This is a genomic window from Achromobacter sp. UBA5777 (assembly GCF_002418565.1).
In the GTDB taxonomy this organism is placed as follows: domain Bacteria; phylum Pseudomonadota; class Gammaproteobacteria; order Burkholderiales; family Burkholderiaceae_B; genus Achromobacter; species Achromobacter animicus.
In genome coordinates this window covers 1-15,716 of the sequence record NZ_DIEJ01000235.1, presented here as the reverse complement: position 1 = coordinate 15,716, position 15,716 = coordinate 1, and the positions used below count along the sequence as shown (strand labels likewise).

At 65.0% G+C, this 15,716-nt stretch carries 19 protein-coding genes; 15 read left to right on the top strand and 4 right to left on the bottom strand.

The genetic code is table 11. The features are described 5' to 3' along the window. The 3 genes from B3446_RS19270 to B3446_RS19260 all read left to right on the top strand — a co-directional run. Window positions 1–328: hypothetical protein (locus B3446_RS19270; RefSeq protein ID WP_291384176.1), on the top strand; the 328-nt coding region annotated here is incomplete at its 5' end. A 210-nt stretch (window positions 329–538) separates the two neighbouring features. Beyond that, a complete protein-coding gene (locus tag B3446_RS19265) occupies window positions 539–2,599 on the top strand; it encodes a TonB-dependent copper receptor (protein ID WP_291384174.1) in 2,061 nt (686 codons plus the stop codon). A 72-nt stretch (window positions 2,600–2,671) separates the two neighbouring features. Continuing rightward, window positions 2,672–2,869 carry a hypothetical protein gene (locus B3446_RS19260; protein ID WP_191577196.1) on the top strand — a complete coding sequence of 66 codons (198 nt, stop codon included), beginning with the start codon at window positions 2,672–2,674 and terminating at the stop codon, window positions 2,867–2,869. A 37-nt stretch (window positions 2,870–2,906) separates the two neighbouring features. On the opposite strand, the gene B3446_RS19255 is transcribed toward B3446_RS19260, so the two are convergent. Both B3446_RS19255 and ppk2 read right to left on the bottom strand, forming a co-directional pair. Beyond that, on the bottom strand, window positions 2,907–3,161 hold the full coding sequence (locus B3446_RS19255; RefSeq protein WP_291384171.1) for an RNA-binding protein: 255 nt from the start codon (window positions 3,159–3,161) through the stop codon (window positions 2,907–2,909). A 17-nt stretch (window positions 3,162–3,178) separates the two neighbouring features. Further along, window positions 3,179–4,000, bottom strand: coding sequence for a polyphosphate kinase 2 (gene ppk2 / locus B3446_RS19250; protein WP_291384169.1), 822 nt, complete (start codon window positions 3,998–4,000; stop codon window positions 3,179–3,181). A 236-nt stretch (window positions 4,001–4,236) separates the two neighbouring features. Between ppk2 and B3446_RS19245 the strand changes: the two genes are divergently transcribed. The 8 genes from B3446_RS19245 (at window position 4,237) to B3446_RS19210 (ending at window position 11,006) form a co-directional block, all read left to right on the top strand. After that, window positions 4,237–4,482: a hypothetical protein gene (locus tag B3446_RS19245; protein ID WP_191577193.1), complete on the top strand. Its 246-nt coding sequence runs from the start codon at window positions 4,237–4,239 to the stop codon at window positions 4,480–4,482. A gap of 30 nt (window positions 4,483–4,512) precedes the next feature. Further along, complete coding sequence (locus tag B3446_RS19240) at window positions 4,513–4,905, top strand: PRC-barrel domain-containing protein (protein ID WP_291384167.1); 393 nt, start codon at window positions 4,513–4,515, stop codon at window positions 4,903–4,905. A 59-nt stretch (window positions 4,906–4,964) separates the two neighbouring features. After that, window positions 4,965–5,243 (top strand): hypothetical protein, encoded by a 279-nt coding sequence (locus B3446_RS19235; protein WP_291384165.1) that lies wholly within the window; start codon window positions 4,965–4,967, stop codon window positions 5,241–5,243. A 19-nt stretch (window positions 5,244–5,262) separates the two neighbouring features. Then, the gene (locus B3446_RS19230; protein WP_191577191.1) at window positions 5,263–6,264 is read left to right on the top strand and encodes a Ku protein; all 1,002 of its coding nucleotides are present in this window, start codon (window positions 5,263–5,265) and stop codon (window positions 6,262–6,264) included. A 2-nt stretch (window positions 6,265–6,266) separates the two neighbouring features. After that, the gene (gene ligD / locus B3446_RS19225; protein ID WP_291384162.1) at window positions 6,267–9,026 is read left to right on the top strand and encodes a DNA ligase D; all 2,760 of its coding nucleotides are present in this window, start codon (window positions 6,267–6,269) and stop codon (window positions 9,024–9,026) included. Between the two features lie 132 nt (window positions 9,027–9,158). Beyond that, window positions 9,159–9,704, top strand: a complete 546-nt coding sequence (locus tag B3446_RS19220; RefSeq protein WP_224776810.1) for a cytochrome b — start codon at window positions 9,159–9,161, stop codon at window positions 9,702–9,704. Between the two features lie 33 nt (window positions 9,705–9,737). Continuing rightward, window positions 9,738–9,977, top strand: a complete 240-nt coding sequence (locus B3446_RS19215; RefSeq protein ID WP_062839450.1) for a hypothetical protein — start codon at window positions 9,738–9,740, stop codon at window positions 9,975–9,977. A 177-nt stretch (window positions 9,978–10,154) separates the two neighbouring features. After that, entirely contained in the window at window positions 10,155–11,006 is an 852-nt protein-coding gene (locus B3446_RS19210; protein WP_291384158.1) for a symmetrical bis(5'-nucleosyl)-tetraphosphatase, read from the top strand. 10 nt (window positions 11,007–11,016) lie between these two features. On the opposite strand, the gene B3446_RS19205 is transcribed toward B3446_RS19210, so the two are convergent. Continuing rightward, complete coding sequence (locus B3446_RS19205; protein ID WP_191577188.1) at window positions 11,017–11,298, bottom strand: hypothetical protein; 282 nt, start codon at window positions 11,296–11,298, stop codon at window positions 11,017–11,019. Window positions 11,299–11,512: 214 nt separating this feature from the next. On the opposite strand from B3446_RS19205, the gene B3446_RS19200 reads away from it, so the two are divergent. Both B3446_RS19200 and B3446_RS19195 read left to right on the top strand, forming a co-directional pair. Beyond that, entirely contained in the window at window positions 11,513–12,952 is a 1,440-nt protein-coding gene (locus tag B3446_RS19200) for an NAD-dependent succinate-semialdehyde dehydrogenase (protein ID WP_291384155.1), read from the top strand. A 335-nt stretch (window positions 12,953–13,287) separates the two neighbouring features. Further along, window positions 13,288–13,911, top strand: a complete 624-nt coding sequence (locus B3446_RS19195; RefSeq protein WP_224776808.1) for a class I SAM-dependent methyltransferase — start codon at window positions 13,288–13,290, stop codon at window positions 13,909–13,911. A 68-nt stretch (window positions 13,912–13,979) separates the two neighbouring features. Here B3446_RS19195 and B3446_RS19190 read toward each other — a convergent pair whose 3' ends face one another. Further along, window positions 13,980–14,702: a carbonic anhydrase family protein gene (locus tag B3446_RS19190; RefSeq protein WP_175121495.1), complete on the bottom strand. Its 723-nt coding sequence runs from the start codon at window positions 14,700–14,702 to the stop codon at window positions 13,980–13,982. A gap of 268 nt (window positions 14,703–14,970) precedes the next feature. Here B3446_RS19190 and B3446_RS19185 point away from each other — a divergent pair, with 268 nt between their 5' ends. Both B3446_RS19185 and B3446_RS19180 read left to right on the top strand, forming a co-directional pair. Next, a complete protein-coding gene (locus tag B3446_RS19185) occupies window positions 14,971–15,207 on the top strand; it encodes a lipopolysaccharide assembly protein LapA domain-containing protein (protein ID WP_175121496.1) in 237 nt (78 codons plus the stop codon). A 77-nt stretch (window positions 15,208–15,284) separates the two neighbouring features. After that, on the top strand, window positions 15,285–15,716 hold a 432-nt coding region (locus B3446_RS19180), incomplete at its 3' end, for a hypothetical protein (RefSeq protein ID WP_291384151.1).

The following is a 15,716-nucleotide window of genomic DNA, read 5'->3' as shown; positions in this document are numbered from 1 at the left end:
GGCGCTCGCCGCGCCCAGCCCCGCCGGTATCTCGGGCGCCGCCGGCGCCACCGCCATCATCTGCACGGCCAGCGGGCCGCGCGTCGTCACGATCGGCATCGAAGGCGCCACGCAAGGCGTCGAGCAGCACAGCGGCGCCATGCCGCATTGCTGCGTTGCCGGCTGCGCCATGTTGGGCGGCGCCACGCTGCCCGGACTGTGGCTGCTCGCCTGGCTGCTGCCTACGCTGGCGCAGCCTGCTACGGCACCGGCCGCCGACGTTCCTTACTTCTCAAGTGCGCATGCCCGGCTGCAGCAGCAGCCGCGCGCGCCGCCACCCGCCGCCTGACGGCATTCCTCTCAGCATCACCGGTTTGCATCGCGGCGCCCACGGTTGACGGGCCCGCCGCCGGTTAGCGCCTGCTCATATCGCCGCTTTTGGCACGGATCCGTTTGAGGGTCCGGGCGCCGAGGCGCGCCTATGCATGGCCTGTCCGCGCGGGGGTCAACGCCCCGATTGCAGATTTCGACTCAGATTCCAAGTTGATCCAGATTCCCTATGCGCAAGCAACCGCAATTCGTTTGTATGACCTGCCTGGCCGCGGCCGTGGCCGCCACATTTTCCGCCGCCGCGCAGCCCATCCAGGACGGCGTGACCACGCTCGATCCCGTCGTCATCATGGGCGTGGCGCCCAGCGCGCCGCTCACCTTCACGACCGATCCGAAGCTGCCGCGCCAGCCGCTGCCAGCCAGCGACGGCACCGACTACCTGAAGACCATTCCCGGCTTTTCGGCCATCCGGAACGGCGGCACCAACGGCGACCCGGTGCTGCGCGGCATGTTCGGTTCCCGCCTGAACATTTTGACCAACGGCACCTCCATGCCCGGCGCCTGCCCGTCGCGGATGGACGCGCCCAGTTCCTATATTTCGCCCGAGAATTTCGACCAGCTCACCGTCATCAAGGGACCGCAGACGGTGCTGTGGGGGCCGGGCGCGTCCGCCGGCACCGTCCGCTTCGACCGGGACACCCCCCAGTTCACCGAGCCCGGCGTGCGTTTCGATGGCAGCCTGACTGGCGGCTCGTTCGGGCGCAACGACCAGACGGCGGACCTGACCATCGGCAACGAAAAGGTCTATACGCGGATCACCGCCAACCACTCGCATTCGCAGGACTACAAGGACGGCGACGGCAACACCGTGCCGTCGCGTTGGGACAAATGGAACGCGGATGTCACGCTGGGCTTCACGCCCGATGCGGACACGCTATATGAACTGACCGCCGGCACGGGCGACGGCGAGGCGCGGTATGCCGGCCGCGGCATGGACGGCTCGCAATTCAAGCGGGAAAGTTTTGGACTGCGCTTTGAAAAACGTAACCTCGGGCCCGTCCTGAGTCAGGTCGAGGCACAGCTCTATTACAACTACGCGGACCACGTCATGGACAACTACACGCTGCGCGCACCGGACCCGTCCAGCGCCATGGCGATGGCGATGGCCTCGGACGTGGACCGCGCAACCTGGGGCGGACGCTTCGCCACCACCTGGAACCTGTCGCAAGACACCAGCCTGGAGGCAGGAATGGACTTCCAGCAAAGCCGCCACCGCGCCCGCAGCGGCTCGGACACCATGTCCTATCGCAGCCAGCCATGGGTCAAAGACGCAGATTTCTCCAATACGGGTGTCTTTGGGGAATTGACCTGGCGTGCCGCACCGGACAGCCGCGTGATCGGCGGCGCCCGCGTCGACTGGGCGTCGGTCAAGGATTTCCGGCAGACAACCGGCGGCATGATGATGGCCATGCCCAACCCCACGGCGGGCGAACGCCGCAACGACACGCTCCCCAGCGGCTTCCTGCGCTATGAAAAGGATCTGGAATCGCTGCCCGCCACGCTCTACATCGGGCTGGGTCATGTCGAGCGGTTCCCGGACTACTGGGAACTGTTCTCGCCCAAGCGCGGTCCGGCCGGCTCGGTCAACGCCTTCCAGGGCGTCAAACCGGAAAAAACGACCCAACTCGATTTTGGCGCCCAGTACAAGACGGAAACGCTGGATGCGTGGTTCTCGGGGTATGCGGGCTACGTGGACGATTTCATTCTGTTCAATTACACGTCCGGGGGGATGATGGGGGCCACCTCGCAGGCGACGAACGTGGATGCCCGGATCTTTGGCGGGGAGTTTGGCGCGTCCTATGCCGTGACGCCGAGCTGGAAGGTGGGCGCCACATTGGCCTACGCCTGGGGCCAGAACCGCAGCGACGGCCGCGCGCTGCCGCAGATTCCGCCGCTGGAGGCCAAGCTCACCGCCGCCTATGACGACGGCACCTGGTCGGCGGGCGCCTTGTGGCGCATCGTCGCCCCGCAAAAACGCTACGCGCTGAACGAAGGCAACGTCGTGGGCAAGGATTTCGGTCCCAGCGCCGGTTTTGGCGTTTTTTCCCTTAATGCGGGATACGTGGTGAACCAGCAGGTTCGATTGTCGCTCGGCGTGGACAACGTGTTCGACAAGACGTACAGCGAACATCTGAACCTGGCGGGGAACGCCGGATTTGGCTATCCGGCAGGCACAGCGGTGAACGAGCCCGGGCGCAGCGTCTGGGCGCGGATCAGCGTCCGATACTGACCGAAACGGGGTTGGGCACGCTACTTGCTGAAAGGGGGGTGAGGGTCATTCCTTGTCTTATGGAGAAGCATCATGGAAGAGTTCAAGTACACGCCCACCTTGTCCACCCCCCAGCCGATGACCAATGGCGAACGTTGCGCGATGCGAACGCTTGCTGCAGCGCAGCAACTTCTGCACCCGGAGCGTCCGCCGGCCGTGCTGATGTCGACGGTAGAGGCCGAACTGGCCAAATATGTAAAAGAGACCTACCGGCCGCGCGCGGCTTGGTAAGGCCCGAGGGCAGAGCGCCGCGCAACGACGGCGCCTGTCACTCGATCGGCGCCCGCATCACCAGCGCCGAGATGGTGTGATTTTTCCAGAACATCTGATGGATCCGGGGCAGCAGCGCCTGCAGCTCCGGCTCTGTCACGCCGTCGAACGTGACCAGCACGGCAGGACGATTCCCGTCGCTGGGGACGCGCTTCATGCCGTCCGGCGCGGGGAAGCCGTACTTGACCAGGAACGCCCGGACATCTTCGTCGCTGGTGGTGTCTTCCACCTGATTGATGAGCAGCGCTGCCATGGCAGAACCTCCAGAGATCAAAACTTTTCGGGCACATACCGGAAAGGATGTTCCGGCTGCGTGTAGCCCTTGGCCTTCTGCCGCTTGGGCAGGGTGATTTTTTCCCTGGCGCTGACGGTGTAGGGAATGTGTTCCAGCAGGTGGGTCATGATGTTCAGCCGGATACGCTTCTTGTCGTCGGAACGACCCACGTACCAGGGCGAAATTGCGGTATCCGACGCCCGGAACATCTCGTCGCGGGCGCGCGAGTAGTCGTACCAGCGGCTGTACGAATCCAGATCCATCTTCGTCAGCTTCCAGGTCTTGCGCGCATCGTTGATGCGCGATTGCAGGCGGCGCGTCTGTTCCGCTTCGGTGACTTCCAGCCAGTATTTGAAGAGCAGGATCCCGGAGTCGATCATCACGCGTTCCACCAGCGGCACGGCTTTCAGAAAGGCGTCCACCTGCGCCTGGCTGCAAAACCCCATCACGCGTTCGACGCCAGCCCGGTTGTACCAGCTGCGGTCGAAGATCACGACTTCGCCCGCCGCGGGCAGGTGTGGCAGGTAGCGCTGCATGTACATCTGGGATTTTTCGCGCTCCGTGGGGGCGGGCAACGCCACGACACGAAAGACGCGGGGACTGACGCGCTCGGTCAGGGCCTTGATCGTGCCGCCTTTGCCGGCGCCGTCGCGCCCTTCGAACACGATGCAGACCTTGGCGCCCGTATCGACGACCCATTGCTGCAACTTGACCAGTTCGACGTGAAGCTGGGCCAGTTCCTTCTCGTACTGCTTATTGGAAAGCTTGCCCGCCCCGGCCGCCTCGGGGTTGTCCTTTTGCTTTTTCTTGTCGCCCATCGTCGCGCTCCGGATATCTTGCTGCCACGAATGAACGGCGCTCGCGGGCGCCACATGTGTTCTGAATATATTGCTGATTCGAGGCGGTTTGGGAGCGCGTTACCAATGGAATTATGGTGCCGCAGTCCGCCGCGCCATTGGGCGCTGGTCACCCGGCGAACGGTTCGGGAACGTTATTTGCTGTTGGGGTCCACGGCCACGTTTCCGCTGGCCGCAGCGAACCTGAGGTGACGAAAATGGAACCAGATCATTCCGTTGGGCAGACATCTTCCCAGGACAACGCCGTAGAGGCGACCTCGACGCCTGACGATCTGCCGGTACGGCCTGGGGCAGGCTCGCCAAGTACGGGCGGCGCGCCGCCGGTCAAGCCGTCAGATGCCAGTGAGAACACGCAGGGCAACGAAGTCAGCAACGAGGACATGGAGCCATCGGACGCCTCCGAATCCAATCCCGATCCCGCCGACTCGCAACGCACGTCCTGAATACCAAGATACCCCCGAGGAGATCCGATCATGATCGTAAAGACTGCAATGCTGGGCGTGGTTGCCATGCTGGGCGCCGCTGGCGTCGTGTCCACCGGCTGGGCGCAGGGTGCGCCGCAGTCCGTGACCGAAGTCCGTGTCGATGTCGCCAAGGTGGAGGCTGGCTACCGCGCCTCGAAGATCATCGGCGCAACGGTCTACAACGGCAAGAAGGAAAAGATCGGCACGGTGGATGACCTGATCATCGGCCCGCCTGACTGGGCGCCGTATGCGGTGTTGTCGGTGGGCGGGCTGCTGGGCGTTGGCAACCATCTTGTGACGGTGCCGCTGTCCAAGATGCAGATCGCCGGCGACCAGTTCCAGCTTCCGGACGCCACCAAGGACACGCTCAAGGCGTTGCCTGAATTCAAGTACGCCAAGTAAGCCGGCGCGGGGCCGCCCGCTCCGCGCCGCATGCCTAATCCACGCCCGCAGGAGGCCACATGCAGATCGAACCCGTTGCCGAATCCCGCCGTCACGAATCGCGCCCGCGTTCATTGGTTGCGCAGATCAAGGACATCGACGCCCGCAGGCCGGATTTTCCCGGCGAACACCTGATCGTGTTTGGCGTGGGTTTGCTGCTGATGCTGACGGGCATGCGAAGCCGGACGGTGTTGCGCCGCACCGTCATCACCGCAGCCGGCACCGCCCTGATGGGCCGCGCGGCAAGCGGAACGGGGGGCGTTGCCCGCGTCGCCCGGATCGTCAAGCGCCTGGGCTGACCACGCGTAGGAGACCGTCATGGCAGCAAGAACCATATGGAAAGGAGCGATTTCCTTCGGGCTGGTTCACATTCCCGTGGGCCTGCACACGGCCACGACGGAGTCCGGCGTGGACTTCGACTGGCTGGACAAGCGTTCGATGGACCCGGTGGGGTACAAGCGCATCAACAAGCGGACCGGCAAGGAAATCGACAAGGACAACATCGTGAAGGGCGTGGCGTACGAGGACGGCAAATACGTCATCGTGTCGCCCGAGGAGATATCCGAGGCCTATCCCCGGACCACGCAGACCATCGAGATCCAGCAATTCGTGGACGCCGGGGGCGTGTCGTTCGTCTATCTGGAGCGGCCCTATTACGTCGCGCCCATCAACAAGGGCCACAAGGTGTACGCCTTGCTCCGGGACACGCTGGTCAAGACAGGAAAGATCGGCATCGCCAAGGTCGTGATCCAGACCAAGCAGCACCTGGCGGCGCTGATTCCGTCAGGCGACGCGCTGGTGCTGAACCTGATGCGCTGGGGCGACGAGGTGAAGTCAGTGGAAGGGCTGGATCTGCCCAAGGCCGGCGCCAAGAACATGACGCCCAGCGCCAGCGAAATGAAGATGGCGAAGATGCTGGTCGACGACATGTCCGGCGAATGGGACCCCGAACAGTACAAGGACGAGTTCAAGGCCGCCGTGATGGAGCTGGTGGAGCAGAAGGCGCGTGCTGGCGAGACCGAGACCGTCATCGAGCCGCAGGAAGCGTCGCCCGCCTATGCGGACAACGTCATTGACCTGACCGAGCTGCTGCAACGCAGCCTGAAGGGGGGCAAGGGCGGGTCCAAGGCGGCCAAGTCCGACGAAGGCGATGACAAGAAGGCAGCCAAGGCGCCGGCCAAGAAGACGGCGGCCAAGTCGGCCAAGAGCGCAGGCAAGACGGCCAGCAAGTCCGCGAGCAAGGCGACGGGTAAAACCGCCAGCAAATCGAGTGACAAGAACACCGGCAAGACAACGAGCAAAACGCGCAAGGCGGCCTGACCATGGCTGACACGCTGAAGAAGTACCGCGAAAAGCGCAACTTCGGGATCACGTCGGAGCCGGCCGACGGTGGCGAGGCCAACGAGGACGCCCGCGCCTTCGTCATCCAGAAACATTGGGCAAGCCGGCTGCACTACGACTTCCGTCTGGAACTGGACGGGGCCATGAAGAGCTGGGCGGTGCCAAAAGGGCCGTGCTACGACCCGGCGGTCAAGCGCATGGCGGTCCAGGTCGAGGATCACCCCATCGCCTACAACCAGTTCGAGGGGCAGATTCCCGAAGGGCAGTACGGCGCCGGCAAGGTCATCATCTGGGACGAAGGCAAGTGGATGCCGGTGGGCGATCCGCGCAAGGGCTACCGCGACGGCCACCTGAAGTTCGACTTGCAGGGCGTGAAGATGCAGGGCCGCTGGGCGCTCATCCGCCTGAAGGGCAAGGAGTCCGAAAAGCAACCCCCGTGGCTGCTCATCAAGGACCGAGACGATTTCGCCCGGCCCGAGCGGGAATTCAGTGTGGTGGACGAAATGCCGGATAGCGTGGTGCCGCTGCGCAAACAGGCGAAGGCCAAGACGGCAGGCAAGGGCGGCGACGCGACGGCCAAGGCGACTCCCGCAGCCAAGACGTCAAGTCCCGCAGCGAAATCCCGCGCCAAATCCAAAGCTCCCGCGGAAGCGGCGGCTGACGACCAATCCGAGGATCAGGACGACAACACCGTTGACACCGCCGACGGCGATCAGTCCGTCTTGCCAGGCGTGGCCGCCGACTTGCCCGCGCAACTGAAACCCCAGCTCGCCACGCTGGTGGACGGCGTGCCTCAGCATGCGCCGGACTGGTTATACGAGATGAAATTCGACGGCTACCGGCTCGTCGCCCGGATCGAAGGAGAGGATGTGCGGCTGTTTACCCGCAACGGCCACGACTGGAGCGCCAAAATGCCGCATCTGGTCGAGGCCATGCGCGCATTGCCCGCCAAGTGGGCATGGATCGACGGGGAAATCGTGATGCTGGACCGCGAAGGCATTCCGAATTTCCAGTCGCTGCAGAACGCCTTCGACAACGATCGGACACAGGACATCGTGTTCTACGCCTTCGACCTGCCGTTCATCGGAATGCGGGACTTGCGGCAGGAGCCGCTGGGCGTGCGGCGGGCACTGTTGCAGCAACTGATGGACACCGCCGAAGACGACCAGCTGCGATTCAGCGAGGCCCTTGAGGCCGCGCCTTCGGACCTGGTGGCGACCGCTTGCAGAATGGGGCTTGAGGGCATCATGGCCAAGCGCCTGTCGTCACCCTACGTGTCCCGCCGCAGCGACACCTGGGTCAAGGTCAAGTGCGCCCGGCGCCAGGAGTTTGCCATCGTCGGCTACACGGCGCCCAAGGGCACCCGGGCCGGGCTGGGCGCGCTGCTGCTGGCGGTCACCGAGCAGGACGGCAGCCTGCGCTATGCCGGCAAGGTTGGCACTGGGTTCGACGACGCAAGTCTGGTGTCCCTGCAGAAGCGCTTGGCGGCCATCGAGACGGACAAGAAGCCGGTCACCAACGCGCCCGCGGCCGGCGGCGTCCGCTGGGTCAAGCCCGAGCTGATCGCCGAAGTGTCGTTCGGCGAATGGACGAGCGGCGGCCACATCCGTCATTCCGTATTCCGGGGCCTGCGGCAGGACAAGCCGGTGAAGGCGATTTCGAGAGAGAAGGCCGTGCCGGTCGAGGACGTAGACGGCGACGCGGACGCCAGGAAATCCGGTTCGAAGGCGTCGCCTGCGGCCAGATCCGCAGCCAAATCTGCCACGGCATCTGCCGGCACATCGTCCAAGGCATCTTCAAAGGCACCTTCAAGGGCACCCGCACCCGCCGCCGACGCCAAAGCCCCGCCCGCCGGCAAAACCAGCCGCGCCAAGGGCGGCAAGCTCACCAATCCGGACCGGGTCATCGACCCGTCCACCAAGCTCACCAAGCTGGATCTCGCGCGCTATTACGGCCTGATCGCACCGCTGATGCTGGAGCATCTGAAAGGGCGGCCGGTGTCATTCCTGCGAGCGCCCGCCGGCATCCAGGGCGAATTCTTCTTCCAGAAGCATCTGGAAGCCGCGATGCCCGGCGTCAAACCGCTGCCCGCGAAGCTCGATCCGGATCATCCGCCGCTGCTCGAAGTCCCGACCGCAGAGGCCATCATGTCCGCCGTGCAGATGAACGTCGTCGAATTCCACACCTGGAACGCCGTCAAGACGTCCATCGACAAACCGGATCGCATGATGTTCGACCTGGACCCGGGCGAGGGCGTGCCATGGCCGACCATGCAGCAGGCCGCCAATCTGGTGCGCGTGCTGCTGCAGGAGATCGGCCTGCAGGCCTGGCTCAAGACCAGCGGCGGCAAAGGGCTGCACGTAGTCGTGCCGCTGCGCAAGCAATACGACTGGGACACGGTGAAGCGGTTTTCGCAGGCGATCGTGCAGCACCTGGCCCGGACACTGCCGCAACTGTTCGTGGCCAAGAGCGGCCCGAAGAACCGCGTTGGCAAGATTTTTGCGGATTACCTGCGCAACGGCTTCGGGGCGACGACGGTCTGCGCGTGGTCTGCCCGAGCGCGGCCGGGCCTGGGCATTTCGGTCCCGGTGACGTGGGACGAGCTGGACAAGCTGACGAGCGGCGCGCACTGGACGATTCAGGACGCGCATGCCCGGCTGGACGTGGGCAATACGCCCTGGGACGACTACGCGCCGCAGTCGCTGACGGCCGCCATGTCGGCGATGGAGTTTGAACCATGATCAGAACGCGTCCTCTGCCGTCCTGCCGGCCAGCCGCCATTGCAATTGGTTGCACTCCGCGACGGGGGCGTTGGCACAATGCCCGGAGCAGGTTTTCCCTTGCGCAGCATGGATCTCCGAAGGAGCCTCCCTATGCCACCCCGCGTCGCCGCCTCAAGCGTGATGGACCACCCGGACGGGTATGGAATCGTCAGCCGCGTCCTGCATTGGCTCATGGCCGTGCTGCTGGCGTGGCAGTTCACCAGCGCGGCGTCGCGGCAGTTTCTGCCGGACACCCCGATCGAGGATTTCTTCTGGGCCTCGCATACTTCGCTGGGCCTGTTGCTGCTGATCCTGGTCCTTGTACGCGGCGCCTGGGCCATCGCCAACTGGGGCAAGCGGCCGGACAGCGGCCTGCTGGCGGGGTTCGGGCATCTTGTCCTGTACCTGATGATGATCGCCATCCCCACGCTGGCGCTGTTGCGCGCCTATGGGCGGGGGAGGGGATATTCAGCCTTTGGCATCCAGATCTTCAGCCCCCGCGACCAGGAGATCGAAGCCCTGGTCGAACTGGGCAACGCCTGGCATGGACTGTTGGGCTGGACGTTGCTGGCGCTGGCCGTAGGCCACATCACGATGGCCTTCGTGCACCGCAGGGCGGATGGACGGCGGGTCTTGACTCACATGACCAAGGGATGACGGCCGCCGCGGCGGCGGTCACGGGAGGGAATCATGCAGCGCGATGAGCTCTTGGCACTGATGATCTCAGTTTCCGCACCCGCGCCCCGTCTGGACGAGTGGGACCGGGTGCTCTCCATCTACGCGGGATACCTGGAAGGCGTCGCGCCCAAGCTATCTGAAAAAGAGTTGGGCAACTTCATCGGCGCCGGCGCCATGTTTTACCGCACGCTGTGCCAGGCGGATTCCTATCGGCAGGAATCCGTCTGGGGGCGCCGCAAGAAGGAGGGGTAGTCCCCGGATGCAATTATTTACATGGGCATGGGGCTTGCTGTCCTGCCGGCACGAAACCATTGATTCGTGTCAGGAAATGGCCAGCGAGAAGGACAGAACATGCTACGCAGACGGGTAAGACAGCCAATCCCCCCACATCCCATCACGCCCGCAGCGGCCTTTGCCGACGATTCGCCTTTGACGGACGACGCTCCGGAAACAGCCCGGCCAGCCATCTGGGCGATCGGCGACGTGCATGGCTGCTGCCAGTCACTGGACGCACTGCTGGCCAGCCCGGAGATCGCGGGCGACCCCAACTGCAGGTTCTGGTTCGTCGGCGACCTTGTCAATCGAGGGCCCGAAAACGCGGAGACGCTCCGTCGGGTCATGTCGCTGGGCGACCGCGCCACGGTGGTGCTGGGCAATCACGACCTGCGCGCCCTGGGCGTTGCAGCGGGATGTCTGCGGCCGGACGCCCGCGACACCCTCAACGATCTTTTCGACGCGCCGGACGCAGATGTCCTGCTCGACTGGCTGCGCGCGCAGCCCCTGATCCATGTGCAGGACCGTCACGTCCTGGTGCACGCGGGTCTGTATCCCGGTTGGGACGTGTTGCAAGCCATGGCGCACGCCGGGGAGGTCGAGGCCATGCTTCGGGACAACGACTGGCGCCGTCACATGCGAACCCTCTCGGGAGCAGCGCCGCTCGCCTGGAACGCCAAGCTGGATACGCAACTGCGACTGCGCTTCATCGTCAGCGCGTTCACCCGCATGCGCCTGTGCACTCGCAACGGGGCGTTGGCGCCCGGCGCCAAGTCCACGCCGGGGCGCTGGCCCCGCGAGACCCTGCCTTGGTACAACCTGCCGCGACGCGCGGGCGCCGACAACACCATCGTGTTCGGCCACTGGGCGACGCTGGGCCTGCTGGTGCGGTCGGACGCCGTGTGCCTGGACACGGGCTGTGTGACGGGCGGCCCACTGACGGCCTATCGTCTTTCCGACCGAAAACTGGTGCAGGTGACGCGCGAGGCGCTCGCCCAGGTTGCCTGACCGTAGCCGGTCACGCGAACAGACGGTAAGCCACGCCCAAGCTGAAGAGCAGCGCCGTGCCGATGGCGTAGAACGCCAGCGACAGCCAGGCGCTCAGCGGCACGCGCGCCGGCGCGTCAGCGTCTGCGGGCAGGGCCGATTGCGGCGTCGGCAGGACTTCTTCATTGGCCGCTTTGGGGCTGAAACGCGGGCGGGCCACGGCGTCCGCGTTACGGGCAACGGGCGCAATGCCCAGAGAAACAAGGCGGGTGCCGGCGGGAGTCGGCGTCAGAACGGGTTCCGGTGAGCTCATGGGAAGCCTCCGCAATGGGGTTGGGTAACGAAAGGCGAAACCCCTACAGCAAGCTGCGTGCCCAACCCTTGCCCGTCAGCCGGACGGTCCGATCACGGCCCACTTCCCGTCTCCTGCCCAAAACACTTACGATACGGCAGGCGCCGGGCGTTTTTCGCCGCGCTTGCCCGAATCGACTGACACGTGACGGCCGCATTTCAACCACGGAGCATTCATGAACGGTTACCCAGATACTCTTCTCCTGATCGACAACGAATGGCGCGAGGCCCGCGGCGGCGCGCGCATCGACGTCGTCAATCCCGCCACCGGCCAGAAGATCGGCCAGGTGGCCATCGCCTCCCGCGAGGACCTGGACGCGGCGCTGGCGGCAGCGCAACGCGGCTTCGAGACGTGGCGCGATACCTCCGCCCACGAGCGTTGCGCGGTCATGCGCAAGGCCGCCGTCCTGCTGCGCGAGCGCGCGGACGACGTGGCGCGCCTGCTGACGCAGGAACAGGGCAAGCCGCTCGCCGAAGCGCGCGGCGAAGTGCTGGCCGGTGCGGACATCATCGACTGGTTCGCCAACGAAGCGCTGCGCGTCTACGGCCGCATCGTGCCGTCGCGCAATCCCGCCGCCCAGCAATTGGTCATCAAGGAACCGGTCGGCCCCGTCGCCGCGTTCACGCCGTGGAACTTCCCGGTCAACCAGATCGTTCGCAAGCTGGGCGCCGCGCTTGCCACGGGCTGCTCCTTCCTGGTGAAGGCGCCCGAGGAAACCCCGGCATCGCCCGCCGCGCTGCTGAACTGCTTTGTCGACGCCGGCATCCCGAAGGGCGTTCTGGGCCTGGTGTTTGGCTCGCCGGCCGAGATTTCCAGCTACCTGATCCCGCACCCGATCATCCGCAAGGTCACCTTCACGGGTTCCACGCCGGTCGGTAAGGAACTGGCCGCATTGGCCGGCCGCTACATGAAGCGCGTCACGATGGAGCTGGGCGGTCACGCGCCGGTGATCGTCGCGGAAGACGCCGACGTCGAACTGGCCGTCAAGGCCTCGGGCGGCGCCAAGTTCCGCAACGCCGGCCAGGTCTGCATTTCGCCGACCCGCTTCCTGGTGCACAAGAACGTCAAGGCCGCCTTCGAGCAGGCTTTCGTGGCCCATGCCGAAAAGCTCAAGCTGGGCGACGGCCTGACCGAAGGCACGACGCTCGGCCCGCTGGCCAATGACCGTCGTCTGGCCGCCATGGACAAGATCGTCAAGAATGCGGCCGAGAAGGGCGCGCGCGTGGCGACCGGTGGTCAGCGCGTGGGCACCGCGGGCAATTTCTTTGCCCCGACCATCCTGACCGACGTGCCGCTCGAGGCCGATATTTTCAACGAAGAGCCGTTTGGTCCCATCGCGGCCATCCGCAGCTTCGAAAACCTGGACGAGGCCATCCGCGAAGCCAATCGCCTGCCGTTCGGCCTGGCCGCCTATGGCTTCACCCGCTCGATCAAGACGGTGCACGAGCTGTCGCGCCGCCTTGAAGTCGGCATGCTCTGGGTCAACCAGCCCGCGACGCCTTCGGCCGAACTGCCGTTCGGCGGCGTGAAGGATTCGGGCTACGGTTCCGAGGGCGGTCCCGAGGCGCTCGAGGCGTACCTGGTCACCAAGGCCGTGTCGGTCGTGGGCGTCTAAGTCCACGTCAGACCCCGCCTGACTAGAAACAGGCCGTATCCGGAAAACAACCGGTTACGGCCTTTTCATTTGTGCCGTTGATTCGGGTTTGGCGCCGGATTTTCTGCCGGCGACCATCCTTTGGATGTCTCTCGTCTGGGCGATAGGCGCGGTCGCCTGCATGCCGCAGAATCGGCGCTGCACCATCCGGCGCCCCGCGCTCTGCATGCTTTCGATCCTTTCGCCGTTCTCCATTTGACAGGGTCGCTTACGCACCGTTGCCGGTCGCGCCCGCTGCCCGCAGGTAAGGTCTGCCTGACCAAGTCGCACCGGAGATAGACGTTTCGATGTTTTCCATGCCGCCCCTCAAGACCCTTGCCCGGCACAAGTCCCACGCTGGCCCGGCCATGAACTGGCTCAAGGAACGCAAGCAGTTCGTCAAGGCGCTGCTGTCCAACCCGGCGGCGGTCGGCGCGGTGGCGCCTTCCAGCGCGGCGCTGGCCGCCGCCATCACGGAATCGATCCAGCCCCGGGCCGGTAAGGTCCTTGAGCTGGGCTGCGGGACGGGCGTGTTCACCCGGGAAATGCTGCGCAAGGGCATCGCGCCGTCCAGCCTGGTTCTGGTGGAGCAGGACTCCGAGATGAGTTCCAGCCTGCGAAACCAGTTTCCCGAGGCAGCCGTGCTGCAGGTGCCGGCGCAGGATCTGTCGCGCGACAGCCATCCGGAGCTGCACGGAATCGGCGCGGCCATCTGCGGTCTGCCGCTACGGAACATGAGCGGCGCGCATCACCATAAGTTGTTGACCGCCGTGTTCGAGGCGATGCCGCCGGGCGGGTCCATGCACTTTTTCACCTATGGCGTGAAGTGTCCGATCTCGGCGCGCGTGCTTGAGGACTGCGGCCTTTACGCGCGGCGGGTGCGTTTTGTGCCAATGAACCTGCCGCCGGCGTCGGTATACAGCCTGAGCCGGTTGCCCTGAGGGCAGGGCGGGCGCGCCCCGATCCAGGATCGGTTTGCGCCCGGCGGGCCGTTTTCGGACGGGGCTCTCTATGCCAGGAAGGTCAGCATGCCGTTGCTCAGGTCGTACATCGACCCGACGATCTTGATCTTCCCTTCCTTTTCCAGCCCGGCCAGAATCGGGCTGTTCTTGCGGATGGCCTCGACGGTGTGCAGCACATTCGTCCGTGCCACGGCGTCCACGAACTGGCCATTTTTACCGTTTCGGTCTCCCGTGTACTTCGTCGCCTCGACCGCCGGCTTGATGACGTCCAGCAGGGCGGTCAGATGGCCAAGCTGAACGTTATCGATCGCCCCGGCCACGGCGCCGCAGGCGGTATGCCCCATCACCAGGATCACCTTGGCGCCCGCCGCCGCGCAGGCAAACTCCATGCTGCCCAGCAGATCGTTGTTGGAGATGTTGCCGGCGATGCGCCCGTTGAAGGTTTCGCCGATACCCGTGTCCAGGATGATCTCGGCGGGGGCGCGCGAGTCGATGCAGCTCAGGATCACCGCCGCGGGAAACTGGCCAAGGGCGCTGGAACGCTTCTGCGCAAGATAGTCGTGCTTCTGAGGCTTGCCCGCCCGAAAGCGCGCATTGCCCCGCTTCATCATGTCGATCACCTGGTCCGGCGTCATCGCATCGCGCTGCGCCTGCGTCAGTGATGCGGCTGGCGCGTCGCCGGGCGCAAACGCCAGACCAGCCATCGCCGCCGCGCCAACGCTGGCCTTCAACCAGCCGCGGCGTCCCAGGTCCAGAGGGTGCCCAGCCATGCAACAATCCTTGATCGCTTCCATGAGGTGTCCCCTATAAGCAGCCCACAACGATAGACCGCGGGACGCGGCTATTCGATGATGGGCCGGCCACACATGCCGTTTTTGCGGCGAGAGACATTCTGTTCCTGTTTGCGGCGGCTAACAATGGCGCCTGCACGCGGCCCTGTTTTTCTTGTTTTCGCGCCGGATGAGTGGCATAGTTTTCCGCACGACGGGCCCCAGGGTGGCTTCGGGGCGGTTCGACAACGAATACGAAAGGTGCCCCATGCGTTACCTGTACATCGTATTGATCGTGTTGCTCACGGCGATGGTTCTGTCGTTCAAGATCCAGAATTTCGAATCCGTCACCCTGACGCTCTGGACCTCCACCTTTACTTTGCCGGCGTCGGTTCTTGTCATCGGCGTCTACATCCTGGGCATGCTTACAGGCGGCTTTCTGCTCAGCCTGCTGCGTTCCGCCTTCCGAGGGGCAACCGGCCGTCCCGCCGGACCCACCCCCTGACGATTCCCCAAGCGCCACTCGGCCAGCCGCCGTGCGTCCGCAGTCAGGGCGCGAACGCGTACTTAGGAGCAATCCCGATGAAAAGGCTATTCCTTGTCCTGACCACGTGCGTGCTGGCCGGCTGCGCCGGCACGGTCGCAACGAAGAACGACCTGGCAAAGTACGGCACGCCACCCAGCGACGATGACCTGTACCAGTACATGTCGTCGCTGCGCGACACCATGCCGCCGACCCGGTATGTCAGTTATCGCGACAAGGGGTATGCCGAATCTGTGAAGAAGACTACGGTCATCGCAGAGGACGGCAAACCGGTGTCCGCCTGGCAGTACGACTTTGAAGTCGCCGGTTACGACCAGCCCGGCCCCGAGCAGCCGCAGTGGACCGCACGGCGCGTCGTGTTCTTCAATGGCCGCGCGATAGGCGGTTTCGATGCGAATGGGAAGTTCATGCGCACGAGCGCCCAGCCGCCAGCAGCGGCCGCGCCCGCGCCCGCACCCTCGCCGGCGCAG